General features: G+C 44.0%; 7 protein-coding genes, 3 tRNA genes and 2 rRNA genes (1 of these 12 cut by a window edge). 2 read left to right on the forward strand and 10 right to left on the reverse strand.

Features of this window, described 5'->3' with window-relative positions; translation table 11 throughout:
• Positions 1-3: 3 nt before the first annotated feature.
• The 6 genes from KS2013_RS10105 to murB form a co-directional block, all read right to left on the reverse strand.
• Positions 4-77 (reverse strand) — tRNA-Gly (locus KS2013_RS10105).
• 167 nt (positions 78-244) lie between these two features.
• Positions 245-328 (reverse strand) — tRNA-Tyr (locus tag KS2013_RS10110).
• 135 nt (positions 329-463) lie between these two features.
• Positions 464-539: transfer RNA gene (locus KS2013_RS10115), tRNA-Thr, on the reverse strand.
• 133 nt (positions 540-672) lie between these two features.
• On the reverse strand, positions 673-1,482 hold the full coding sequence (locus KS2013_RS10120; RefSeq protein ID WP_068993367.1) for a type III pantothenate kinase: 810 nt from the start codon (positions 1,480-1,482) through the stop codon (positions 673-675).
• 12 nt (positions 1,483-1,494) lie between these two features.
• Positions 1,495-2,454 (reverse strand): bifunctional biotin--[acetyl-CoA-carboxylase] ligase/biotin operon repressor BirA, encoded by a 960-nt coding sequence (birA, locus tag KS2013_RS10125; RefSeq protein WP_068993369.1) that lies wholly within the window; start codon positions 2,452-2,454, stop codon positions 1,495-1,497.
• 11 nt (positions 2,455-2,465) lie between these two features.
• Complete coding sequence (gene murB / locus KS2013_RS10130) at positions 2,466-3,536, reverse strand: UDP-N-acetylmuramate dehydrogenase (protein WP_228703665.1); 1,071 nt, start codon at positions 3,534-3,536, stop codon at positions 2,466-2,468.
• Positions 3,537-3,659: 123 nt separating this feature from the next.
• Here murB and KS2013_RS10135 point away from each other — a divergent pair, with 123 nt between their 5' ends.
• Positions 3,660-4,955, forward strand: a complete 1,296-nt coding sequence (locus KS2013_RS10135) for an amidohydrolase family protein (protein ID WP_068993374.1) — start codon at positions 3,660-3,662, stop codon at positions 4,953-4,955.
• A 105-nt stretch (positions 4,956-5,060) separates the two neighbouring features.
• Here the strand turns inward: KS2013_RS10135 and KS2013_RS11965 are convergent, their stop codons facing one another.
• Positions 5,061-5,204, reverse strand: a complete 144-nt coding sequence (locus tag KS2013_RS11965) for a hypothetical protein (protein WP_156768992.1) — start codon at positions 5,202-5,204, stop codon at positions 5,061-5,063.
• A gap of 24 nt (positions 5,205-5,228) precedes the next feature.
• Here KS2013_RS11965 and KS2013_RS10140 point away from each other — a divergent pair, with 24 nt between their 5' ends.
• Positions 5,229-7,016 (forward strand): DEAD/DEAH box helicase, encoded by a 1,788-nt coding sequence (locus KS2013_RS10140; RefSeq protein WP_068993376.1) that lies wholly within the window; start codon positions 5,229-5,231, stop codon positions 7,014-7,016.
• Between the two features lie 48 nt (positions 7,017-7,064).
• On the opposite strand, the gene KS2013_RS10145 is transcribed toward KS2013_RS10140, so the two are convergent.
• From KS2013_RS10145 to KS2013_RS10155, 3 genes are all read right to left on the reverse strand, one after another.
• Complete coding sequence (locus KS2013_RS10145) at positions 7,065-10,415, reverse strand: thrombospondin type 3 repeat-containing protein (protein WP_068993378.1); 3,351 nt, start codon at positions 10,413-10,415, stop codon at positions 7,065-7,067.
• A gap of 694 nt (positions 10,416-11,109) precedes the next feature.
• Positions 11,110-11,225 (reverse strand): 5S ribosomal RNA (rrf, locus tag KS2013_RS10150).
• A 129-nt stretch (positions 11,226-11,354) separates the two neighbouring features.
• Positions 11,355-13,668 (reverse strand): 23S ribosomal RNA (locus KS2013_RS10155) (it continues 574 nt past the right edge of the window).

Here is a 13,668-nt window from a genome sequence, read left to right on the forward strand (position 1 = left end):
ATTTGGAGCGGGTAGCGGGAATCGAACCCGCATCATCAGCTTGGAAGGCTGAGGTTCTACCGTTGAACTATACCCGCGCTCAACTGGTTACCGTTACTATCTATGCTACCTAGTAAACTGCAGTAAGTTTACGCTTGCACCAAGTACGATATTAACCCATATGCTAATCAGCCAATATGGGTTACACCCAGCCATTTGCCCTCACTTTTCAGTGACTTAACGCAAAAGGCAGGATGAAGTAATTTGGTGGAGGGGGGAGGATTCGAACCTCCGAAGCTTTCGCGTCAGATTTACAGTCTGATCCCTTTGGCCGCTCGGGAACCCCTCCAAGATTTGAACATCATCATTGCTCAAAGCGAGCGCGCATGATGCCAATTTGCTGGAGAAAATGCAAGTATAATTATCTCAATTAGAACTGATACTTACATTTAAAAAGGGTTGCATACGCAACCCCTTAAAATAATGGTGCCGACTGCCGGAATCGAACTGGCGACCTACTGATTACAAGTCAGTTGCTCTACCTACTGAGCTAAGTCGGCATACTTATCTAACTAGCCTAGGGCTATGTCGTTAAGTGGGCGGAATTTTAGCGATCTGATTTCGCTTTGGCAATGCTTTTTTCACTTTTTTTTACTGATATTGCAATTTTTTTTACTCAGAACGTCGATTTGATTAATTATTCAACGAAAACCACCGGGCTAAACCCTCCAGTACCAAGTCGGGTCGATATTCGGTTTCCAGTTTATCACTGAAAATACCTTTTAATTCTTTTATTCCTTTTTCAATCAGACTTGCGTCACCACCAGTAATTATAATCCGTCCAGGCATGAGTTCCTGTGCGGCCAACTGAGCAATAATCTCCTTGGTATAGCCAAGAACCATGACCTCAGCACCAAAAGCGATTGCTGCAGAAGTATTCGTCCCTAAAAGACTGCCATCCAGCTTACTGTCATGACCTGCACTCCAGGCGATATTCTGAGTTTCTCCCAATAAGCTTTGCTGGATTAAGTTTAGCCCCGGAACAATGTGCCCACCACGGTGTTTGCCTCGGCTATCAATCACGTCCAGAGTAATTGCAGTGCCGGCATCGACCACCATACAGGCCCCTTCATTTAACTCCAGTGCCTCCAGCATTGCGAGCCACCGATCCACACCCAGGGCAGATGGTTGCTCATAGCTATTATACAGAGTGCAGCCATTATCCAGTGCCTGCTCGTCACTTGTAGTAGCGAATATTGGCTCCAATCCTAATACATCAAGGCACAGCCTCTTAAACCAACCTTTTCGCTCCTGTCCAGCAACGCTACTGACAACAATCTTTTTCAGAGGTTTTTCAGCAAACCGCTCTAATTGCTCACTCCAAAAAACTTGGTCAAAGTCATGGTTATCCCACGCTCCTTTCTCACCTGCCAGTAAAGGAGACACCTTTTGGGTAAGTAAATACTTACACCGACTATTTCCCTGGTCAATTAATAGATACATATGAGCCCTTCCCTATCGTAGTCTCAGGCTAACTTCACCAGCATATACTGGCTTCATGCCTTTTCCTGTTTGCAGCAGGAAAGCACCATTTTCATCCACGCCTGCCCCACAGCCATTAATCGTCTCATCACCCTGGATAATAGAGACCTTTTGGTTGTAGCACTCATCAACTTTTTGCCATTCATCTAAAAAAGTATGGAATCCCTGCTTTTCAAACTGTTCTAAATAAACACCCAATTGCCGGATGATTTCTACCAACACTTCTTGCCGACTTATGCCTGACTTTAGCTCCTGAAGATTCATCCAATCCTGTTCAATGGTCTCCGTTACTCTATCTGACATATGGACGTTCAGGCCCACGCCAATAATTACCTGCAGACCGCCAACCATATCCCCAGAAAGCTCAATCAGAATCCCACCAAGCTTGCGCCCTTGAAATCGTATGTCATTAGGCCACTTTAGCTCAACGCCCGTCACCTCCAATTGTCGTAGTGCCTCAACAATAGCCAGGCCAACAACCAGACTTAGCCCCCCCAGCTGCTGCACTGGTAACTGTGTTTTCCACCCTAAAGACCAGTAGAGGTTACTGGCAAGCGGGGAAACCCACCGTCTCCCTCGACGTCCACGCCCGGCGGACTGATACTCCGCAATAACCAGACGATTGTGGGCAAAGCCTTCGCCTTTTAGTGCTTCATTGGTAGAATCCGTCACCAACCTTAGATCGATATCGTGTGCCATTAATAACTGCTGAATTTCCTGCCCATCCAACAGCTCCACCAGATGTTCAAGTCGGTAGCCTTTGCCAGTAACTGACTGAATCCCAAGCCCCAAATCCTGTAACTGCTGAATGAGTTTCCACACATAGGCTCGACTGACTCCCAGGTTATCCGCTATTGCCTGCCCAGAATAAAACTCTCCCTGACCCAGGAGCTGTATTATGGCGATCAGTTGCTGTTCTTTATGTAATGACATAGCCGATCCCTTTAACTAAATACCTGCTGCTCACCAATAATCCAGACTTCTGGCTCCAGCTCCACATCAAACTCAGTTTTGACTGTATCCCTGACATAAGCGGCCAGATTCAAAATATCTTCTCCCGTTGCGTTACCGTGGTTGACCAATACCAATGCTTGCTGCTGGTGGACGCCAGCATCACCGTGGCGATATCCTTTCAACCCCGCTTTATCAATGAGCCATCCAGCAGCTAATTTAAAAGCATCGTTCCCAACAGGGTAAGCAACTAGATCTGGGTAGCGTATTTTTAAATTGTTGTACTGCTGTTGATTTACAACAGGGTTTTTAAAGAACGAGCCAGCATTACCCAGCTTCTCCGGATCAGGCAGTTTACTCTGTCTTACCCTGATAACTTCATTACTGACATCCTTTGCGGTCAACACTTGCTTTTGCTTAGACAATACTTTAAGCGGCCCGTAAGTAAGGACTAGCTCAGGTTTTTTATCAAGCTTAAGCTGAACTTCTGTAATGACGTATTGACCACGTAATTCACGCTTGAAAATACTGTCGCGATAGCCAAACTGGCAGTCATCATGTAAAAAGGTCTTGCACGCCCCACTGTATAAATCTACTGCGCGCAATGAGACAAAGCGCTGCTCTAATTCAACACCATAAGCACCAATATTCTGGATTGGTGCTGCTCCTACGTTACCCGGTATCAAAGATAAGTTTTCTAATCCAGAGTAGCCTTTATCCAGCGTATCCATAACCAGCTCATGCCAATTCACTCCCGCTCCTGCATGAACAATGACAGATTCACCCTTGTCCTCATAGCGAATCCCCTGAATATCGGCTTGCATAAATGTTAGAGGAATATGATTCAATAACAAAAGATTGCTGCCCCCACCAAGCACAAAAAACTTTTCTTTGGGTATAGGCAAACCCGCTAGCCAGTCTTGAATATCCCTTTCATGATGGAAGCGAAAGAATTGATCACAGCTGGCCTCAACGCCAAAGGTATTAAATTTTTTTAGTGAATGCGCTTGCGGCATAATGATTTCGATGAGTACTTCAAAAGTGTTAAGTATTGTATCAGACATCTTTTGAAATACTACGTCCGGTATCCTTAAAACCTTGTTACAAATCACTGCCATCTCTATTTGCCAGCGGAGCATAATGAGGTTAGATTGACTATTCTTGTATATAAAACAGTAGAGGAACCAATGCATACTAATCGATTAACAAAACTATTAATCACCTCGCTGATCCTAGGCACGTTCAGCCAGGTATCTACTGCTGAAGACAAGGAAAGCACCTGGCTGCACTGTGGTCAGGTTATAGATACGGAAGAAGGCGAGGTTCTCGGTCAGCACTTTATTGAGGTCAAAGGCAATACAATCGCGCGCGTCAGTAAGACGAAACCTCAGAATAACAGCTTGGTCGATCTAAGCGATAAAACCTGTTTACCAGGCCTGATGGACATGCATGTGCACCTTGAAGGTGAAATGAATCCAAAATCCTACATTGAGGGTTTTACCCTAAATCCATCCGATCTGGCCCTTCGCGCACAGCACTTTGGAATGAAGACCCTGATGGCTGGATTCACTACGGTACGTAACCCTGGCGATACAGCCAACGTCACCATCGCTTTACGTAATGCAATCAATCAAGGGTACGTAGATGGTCCGCGTATTTATTCTGCGGGCAAATCAATTGCTACCACAGGTGGGCATGCGGATCCGACCAATGGAACTAACGCTAAACTAATGGGTGACCCAGGCCCTAAACAGGGTGTGATTAACAGTACAGATGATGCCAAGAAGGCCGTACGCCAACGTTATAAGGACGGGGCTGACTTTATCAAGATCACAGCCACTGGCGGTGTATTAAGTCTAGCCAAAAGCGGACAAAACCCACAGTTTACTGATGAAGAAGTAAAAGCCGTGATTGAAGCCGCCAAAGACTACGGGATGCATGTTGCTGCACATGCCCATGGTAGCGAGGGTATGTTACGTGCTATCGAAGCCGGAATCACCAGTATCGAGCATGGTACTTACATGACAGAAGAGGTCATGGATGCCATGAAAGACAACGGCACTTATTACGTACCAACTATCATCGCTGGTAAATTTGTCGCCGAAAAAGCTGAAATCGATGGTTTCTTTCCTGAGATCGTACGTCCCAAAGCTCGTGCTGTAGGTCCTCAAATCCAGAATACTTTCGCCAAAGCCTACGACGAGGGCGTTAAAATTGCATTCGGCACTGACAGCGGCGTTTCTGCTCACGGCGATAATGCCAAAGAGTTTCAGTACATGGTAGAGGCTGGTATGCCACCAATGGAAGCCATTCAGAGTGCAACTGTAACAACGGCTGAATTATTGAAGAATGATAACATCGGCGCGATTAAAGAAGGAAAAATGGCCGACATTATTGCTGTTGAAGGTAACCCTGTAGAAGATATCACCATCCTTCAGAACGTGAGCTTCGTTATGAAAGATGGAAAAATATATAAGCAATAACAAATAATAGCAGGGCCTCTCCGCCCTGCTTTACCCTGTATCTGGCCTTATCACCCCGTTTTACAAGCTTTTATCCCCAAAATAAGCGATTTTTTACTAATATTACTAACGCTGCTCGCTTTTTATGCGTATAATCGCAGCCTCTCGAAGCAGTGGCCACATGCACTTCCTTTCTTCTATCTGTGCATTAAGTTGTGTTTTAGTTGGGTTTATCAGATGGCCGAAGCTTCCTTTGAGTGATTCACTCATCAAGCGTTATTTAAGGTATTTCTGATGACATCTAAAGATTCAACGACCAGTTTTGATCAACTGGAACTCGCCCCTGCTGTATTGAAAGCTATTCAGTCAGTTGGTTATGAACAACCCTCGCCGATTCAACAGGCCAGCATTCCTGTACTGTTAACCGGACGAGATATTATTGGCCAGGCGCAAACTGGTACTGGTAAAACTGCGGCTTTTGCTCTGCCTCTTTTATCCAAGATCGATACTAAAGATAAAACGACTCAGGTATTGGTCCTAGCACCAACCCGAGAACTTGCTTTACAGGTTGCCGAAGCCTGCCAGACTTATGCCAAGTTCATGGATCAATTCACGATCCTCCCTATTTATGGCGGCCAACGTTATGATACTCAGCTGCGTCAATTAAAACGCGGCGCGCAAGTGGTTGTAGGTACTCCCGGCCGTGTTATGGATCATATCCGACGTGGCACCCTGAAGCTCGATAACCTGAAAGCCCTGGTCTTAGACGAAGCCGATGAAATGCTTCGTATGGGTTTTATTGATGATGTAGAGTGGATCCTGGGTCATACACCAGAGCAGCGTCAGATTGCTTTATTCTCTGCAACTATGCCGAATCAAATCCGCAAAGTTGCCGAAAAACACCTGAATAATCCTGAACACATCAAAATTGAAACCAAGACGTCTACGGCTAAAACGATTAGCCAACGTTACTGGTTTGTTAGCGGTCTCCATAAGCTGGATGCGCTAACTCGGATACTGGAAACGGAACAATTCGACGGCATGATTATTTTTGTCCGTACCAAAAGCGCCACCATGGAGCTTGCTGAAAAGTTAAATGCAAGAGGCTTCAGAGCCGATGCATTAAATGGTGATATTGCCCAGAATACTCGTGAGAAAATTGTCGACAAACTAAAGCGCGGCAAGATCGATGTTCTATTGGCGACAGATGTTGCTGCTCGTGGTCTTGATGTTGAACGCATCAGTCACGTAATCAACTATGACATTCCGTATGATACAGAATCGTATGTCCACCGTATCGGCCGTACGGGCCGTGCTGGTCGAGAAGGTAATGCCATCTTATTCGTTTCGCGTCGTGAAAAGCGAATGCTGAAAGCGATTGAGCGTGCTACAAACCAGCCCATTGAAGAAATGTATATGCCCAGTATCGACGCCATCAATGAAACGCGCGTTGAACGTTTTGCGAATACCATTACGGAAACACTGGCGAGCCAGGACCTAGAGTTTTATACCGATATCGTTAGTAAGTACATCAAAGACAATGACCAGGATTGGCCCCAACTTGCCGCAGCTTTAGCGAAGATGGCCGCTGGCGATGACTTACTACTAAAAGAAAAGCCACACAGAGAACGTAAAGACGATGAACGTTTTGATCGAGGAGACAGAAAAGAGCGTCGCCGCGATAAAAAAGACAGACCTCATCGCGAGAACACTTTCTCCCCTAAAGCCGAGCCACTTTCAACACATCCAGATATCGAAATGGAACGCTACCGCATCGAACTAGGACGCAACCATGATGTCAAAGTTGGCAGTATCGTTGGTGCCATCGCTAACGAAGCGGATATCGATAGTGAATATATTGGTCGAATTGATTTATTTGACGAATTTACTACGGTCGATCTTCCTGCAGGCATGCCGAAAGAAGTACAAAATATCTTAGCTAAGGCTCGTGTCGCTGGAAAACCAATGCAACTGGCACCGATTGGTAAACAAGAGTCTAAAGCCGACGGTAAAGGAAAGCCAAAATCTAAAAACAAAGACAAAGGCAAACCTAAGGCTAAAAAACGAAAGCCAAAGTCTTAAAAAGATAAACCTAAATAAAAAAGGCCTCAAATGAGGCCTTTTCTTTTACTAAAATTTATAATATCGTCTAGCAGAATAGACCATTAATAAAGCAAGTAGCCACATAGGAGTAGAGCCTCCGCCCCCTGAACCGTTGTCACCCGATGGTGGGTTGGTTATTTCATTGTCGTCAGCAACGGTAGGATCAGTACCCTCGGTGTATTCTTCATGGTTGGTCTTGCCATCATCATCAGGATCAGTATCTCTATCAGAGTTTGAAAGTGGGTCTAGTCCATACTGATTTTCCCAGTCATCTGGCATACCATCATTGTCATCATCTGTATCGGCGTTATCACCTATTCCATCACTGTCATTATCTTGGGTTTCTGACTCATCTAATGGGAATGCATCTTCTCCATCGATAACTCCGTCGCCATCCGTATCTGGATTTAAGTAATCTGTCCCGGCTTCACTCTCTTGCCTGTAGGTTAATTTGTCTTCATCGGTATCATGTAAATGAGTGTCGTATTCTCCAGGTAAAAAGCCAAGATTAATTTCAACGCCGTCCATTAGCCCATCATTGTCTGTGTGAGCATTTATAGGGCTAGTTCCTAAGTCAAACTCCTCAAAGTTGGATAATTCATCACCATCATAATCTATAGCACCATCTGTTCTATCATTAGGGTCGAATCCATAAGCTAACTCATATGCATCCCAAATACCATCACCATCAGAGTCGCTCCCATGAACTTCATGCTTATATAATTCTTTCCCAAACAATTCTGAAAAGCCATAAAAATAAATACTATTCTTAGTATTCCATCTAGTGAATAAAGCTTGGATGGGTGAATACTGTTGTTCAAAAAACTCCAAAGTAACATCAAACTTTAGCTGGAAATATTTTTTTGGATCATTCTTATCAGCTCTCCAGTCCCAGCCCTGAACATAACAGTAACCATAAGCACAATTTAGATAGTTGCCAAATCTAATGCTATCCAAAACTGATGACAACTCAATTTCATGCACGTTTTTAGAGGCTAGTAAGTTTAAATGTTCATCAAGTACAAATACAGTTGCTATTTCATACCCAAGGTTCAAGCCCACATAATGCTTTCCATTTTTTTTAAACCCAATATTTGTGGACTGTTCAAACAAATACTCAGTAACTGTACCGTCTTTTATTGAATACCTTGTATAACGTCCGTATTGTTTTTGCTCTCTTATAACCGAGTCAGAAAATAAAATATGGTTGTCTGTAATAACTTTGACCAAATCATAATTATTAATAATAGGCTGACCGTATGTACCCTCAGGGATTTTATGGATTTTTGGGGTAGCTTCCAATTCAACAACATATATTTCTTTGTTTGAGTTTTGCTTCGATTCTATAACAACAATATTATCCCTAAAGTGAACTTTTAGACCTGTGAATGATGAAATATCTGGACATGGTATATTGAACTTTGACTGAATATTCATCTTATTCAGAAGGGCAAACTCAGCATTTTTATTTTCTTCATCCCAGCCATATAACATCATTTTGTTTTCACTGGTTATCATATGAGAATATAAAGGTGAATAGTGTAGAATACGGTCTTCATCCGAAGCACGTTGGTAAAGCGTTCCATTCTGTAAATAAGATAAGCGTCCTTTAAATAAACCCAACTTATCTAAATATCCCGTTCCTTCTGTAACCACACTTCCTAAGTCAACATAGTTGTCTTCAACACTATCGTAGAGAAAGTTCGTTACTAACGTTACAACTCCTTGCGAATTTGTTAAAAACTTAGAATAATAATCATATCTGCTGTCGATTCCTTCCCCAAAAAACCCCCTTGGTACATCATAACCTGTTAATACGTCATTAAATAAACTAAATACGGTATACCTCTGCAGATCATAAAACTCGACGTAGTTCAGCAAAGATCTGCTTATTGTACTAAAAGGCACCAAAACGATATTAGAGTCTGTGCGTATATCACCATTTAAATCGGCTAGCTGTATAGCGTTACCGTTTCTAAGGTCTAAAAACCAAGCTTCGGAGCCTGTTTCAACTTGATAAGCAAAAACTAAGCTTTTATCGGCATCATGAATTGGTGTAACTTTGTTAAAGTTGTTTTTTTGCCAGATAGGTTTAAATATTTCATTCTCAATGTCCCACCGGTACCCTCGACTGGAACCATATTCCATTTTATTTTGTTGTTTAGAGTAATCTTCATTTGTAACTAAGTACATGCTCTCACTCGATTCATCAAACTCAATAAACGACCAATATTCGGGATTCTCACCGACATCACGTTCTTCTTGATAAAATACTGCTTCAATATAGCTTTTTAAATCTGACTCTATTAATACATGACGACCTTGGTCTACCTTTTTACCAATAAAATAATATTTGTCTTCATATTTTTCTATGCTATATGAATCAACTGCTTTTTTTTGGTGGGGGTATATGCCCTCAGGGAACGAGAGCCTAATAAAACCTGCGGACTGGTTGTCTTTAACAAGAAACTCACCATAATTATAATATACTAACTTGTTATCAACGTTCTTTAGTTGATAATTACCAAAAGTGTAGTCTTCTATAGAAATCATTTTTTCGACGGTGTTTAGCTCTTCACCATGGCTATAGATATAATGATTATTCTCTTGATCGGTGCCTAAGTAATACGCACGATTACCCATAACCAAGTGTGAGAAGCCCATACGTCCTTTTGTATAAAGCTCTATCTCATCGGTGAGTAAATTTACTCGATATATCGATTCCTCACCTACACCCAACGAAACCTCGTAGTAGAAATGGTCTCCAAGGACATAATTACGTGAATTGGTCTTATGATGAGTAAGCTGGGTTATAGCTGCCATATCAATTTTTTTTATGTCCGACGTGATGAAATCATATATTACAATTGAGGAGGATTGGTTACTTGTAAGGACTAATTTTTCAGTTCCGTAATAATAGGCTAGCACTCCATTGTGAAATGGTGGATATCCGTCATTATCTGGAAACTCACTAACTTTAACCGCTATATCATTTCCAGGATTAACTTCCCACAACTCGAATGTACGACCGAATTCACCATCATTACTAATTAACAATACCAATTTATTATTTACAGAGAACATCCCCAATAAGTTTGTCTTAGTATTCAAGTTCTCCAAGCCCTTAACCAAGAATGTACCATCTTTGGTACCATCCGTTACGGCTAGATGGCTACTTTCTGACATTAGGTCTGCATTCGAAACAATTATCTCAAAGTATAATTTATCTGCAATTGACACAGACCTGTATTTTTCCGGAGAATCTCGAAAAGAGTTACTATCTACGACCTCATAATTATAATCATAAATCAGTTCATAAGTATCAGCTGAGGATGAAACACTAACAAGTCCTAAAATTATATAAAGAATTAGACGCACTTCGCTTTCCTAAATTATTTTATTTTTGTAACTGCATTGTAAAACCTGTTTTACGCAAAAGCTACCTATGGTGTTCTACTCACCTTTTTCCTTTTTAAGTTTACAATATTTTAAACTAAGCACTAAACCTTGACTGAAGTACCATACAGTAGAGTAGTTGTAATTACCCACCTTTACTTTATGCCTGTAAACTTTTGGCTATCGAAAGTAAGTAGGTTTAACACCAGCCCGGTCTGAGCAGGTAATAGCATCCTAAAAAATAAATCATGATTCACTGGAACAAAAAATAAATATAAAGTTGGGCTCTGTAGTGGTTTAAGGCCAAACCGTAAATACGTATCATATTTTACCAAACGTTCTTCATAATTATTAACACATATACGACAAGCATAAAAAAACCCCAACCGTTAGGCGGGGTTTTTGGTATAAGCGCTCACGTGCCCTTTAGGGTAGGGTCTGCCCCGAGGGGTATGGCGATGACCTACTCTATTCGGGCAATCCTGCCCTTTATTATGCCCTCGGGCGCACCCTGACGGGCTGCCATCGCTTCCCTCGGCATTCAAAATCGCTCCCGACGATTATTTACACGACTATCAGGAGTCCCTTTAGGGATGGTGCCCAGGTAATACGATAATAATCAATAAGTTATAGATATAAAAAAAGCCACCCGAAGGTGGCTTTCTTTTTTATTAGCGCTTGGCGATGACCTACTCTCACATGGGGAAGCCCCACACTACCATCGGCGATGAGTCGTTTCACTTCTGAGTTCGGCAAGGGATCAGGTGGTTCCAACTCTCTATGGTCGCCAAGCAAAATCGTTTGGATATTGACCTAAAGTCTTAATAATTCGGCAGAAGAAGTTTTAATATCTGTAATATGCAGTATTCAATCACGCTATGTCTGTTGCTTCGACATACAACCCAATGTGCTTGGGGTTATATAGTCAAGCCTCACGAGCAATTAGTACAAGTTAGCTTAACGCCTCTCAACGCTTCCACACCTTGCCTATCAACGTCGTAGTCTACAACGGCTCTACAGGAAACTTAAAGTTTCAGGGAGATCTAATCTTAGAGGGGGCTTCCCGCTTAGATGCTTTCAGCGGTTATCCTGTCCGAACATAGCTACCCGGCAATGCCACTGGCGTGACAACCGGAACACCAGAGGTTCGTCCACTCCGGTCCTCTCGTACTAGGAGCAGCTCTCTTCAAATCTCCAACGCCCACGGCAGATAGGGACCGAACTGTCTCACGACGTTCTGAACCCAGCTCGCGTACCTCTTTAAATGGCGAACAGCCATACCCTTGGGACCGGCTACAGCCCCAGGATGAGATGAGCCGACATCGAGGTGCCAAACACTACCGTCGATATGAACTCTTGGGTAGTATCAGCCTGTTATCCCCGGAGTACCTTTTATCCGTTGAGCGATGGCCCTTCCATTCAGAACCACCGGATCACTATGACCTACTTTCGTACCTGCTCGACGTGTCTGTCTCGCAGTTAAGCTGGCTTGTGCCATTACACTAACCTCATGATTTCCGACCATGATTAGCCAACCTTCGTGCTCCTCCGTTACTCTTTGGGAGGAGACCGCCCCAGTCAAACTACCCACCACACACTGTCCTCGACCCGGATAACGGGCCTGAGTTAGAACTCAAAAGCTACCAGGCTGGTATTTCAAGGTCGACTCCACACACACTGGCGTGCATGCTTCAAAGTCTCCCAGCTATCCTACACAAGCAGGTTCTAAGTCCAGTGTGAAGCTGTAGTAAAGGTTCACGGGGTCTTTCCGTCTAGCCGCGGGAACACTGCATCTTCACAGCGAGTTCAATTTCACTGAGTCTCGGGTGGAGACAGTGTGGCCGTCGTTACGCCATTCGTGCAGGTCGGAACTTACCCGACAAGGAATTTCGCTACCTTAGGACCGTTATAGTTACGGCCGCCGTTTACCGGGGCTTCGATCAAGAGCTTCTCCGAAGATAACCCCATCAATTAACCTTCCGGCACCGGGCAGGCGTCACACCCTATACGTCCACTTTCGTGTTTGCAGAGTGCTGTGTTTTTGATAAACAGTCGCAGCCACCTGGTATCTTCGACCAGCCTCAGCTTAGGGAGCAAGTCCCATCACCAAAACCGGCGCACCTTCTCCCGAAGTTACGGTGCCATTTTGCCTAGTTCCTTCACCCGAGTTCTCTCAAGCGCCTTAGTATTCTCTACCTGACCACCAGTGTTGGTTTGGGGTACGGTCGGTATGTATCTGAAGTTTAGAAGATTTTCCTGGAAGCATGGCATCAACCACTTCTCGCCCTTGGGCGATCGTCATCAGCTCTCGGCCTTAAGGACCCGGATTTGCCTAAGTCCTCAGCCTACCACCTTAAACACAACACCATCTGTGTGCTGGCCTAGCCTTCTCCGTCTCTCCATCACAATACATACCGGTACAGGAATATTAACCTGTTTCCCATCGACTACGCATCTCTGCCTCGCCTTAGGGGCCGACTCACCCTGCTCCGATTAACGTCGAACAGGAACCCTTGGTCTTCCGGCGTGCGGGTTTTTCACCCGCATTAACGTTACTCATGTCAGCATTCGCACTTCTGATACCTCCAGCCCACTTCTCAATGAACCTTCAGCGGCTTACAGAACGCTCCTCTACCGATATACTAAAAGTATATCCCGCAGCTTCGGTGTATCGCTTAGCCCCGTTACATCTTCCGCGCAAACCGACTCGACTAGTGAGCTATTACGCTTTCTTTAAAGGGTGGCTGCTTCTAAGCCAACCTCCTAGCTGTCTAAGCCTTTTCACATCGTTTCCCACTTAGCGATAACTTTGGGACCTTAGCTGGCGGTCTGGGTTGTTTCCCTTTCCACTACGGACGTTAGCACCCGCAGTGTGTCTCCCGCGCTGTACTTCCAGGTATTCGGAGTTTGCAAAGGGTTGGTAAGTCGGGATGACCCCCTAGCCTTAACAGTGCTCTACCCCCTGGGGTAATACGCGAGGCTCTACCTAAATAGATTTCGAGGAGAACCAGCTATCTCCCGGTTTGATTAGCCTTTCACTCCGATCCACAGTTCATCCCCTCATTTTGCAACATAAGTGGGTTCGGTCCTCCAGTTGGTGTTACCCAACCTTCAACCTGACCATGGATAGATCACCGGGTTTCGGGTCTACCTCCAGCAACTGAACGCCCTATTAAGACTCGGTTTCCCTACGGCTCCCCTAATTGGTTAACCTCGCTACTGAAGAGTAAGTCGC

Source organism: Kangiella sediminilitoris (genome assembly GCF_001708405.1).
Lineage (GTDB): Bacteria > Pseudomonadota > Gammaproteobacteria > Enterobacterales > Kangiellaceae > Kangiella > Kangiella sediminilitoris.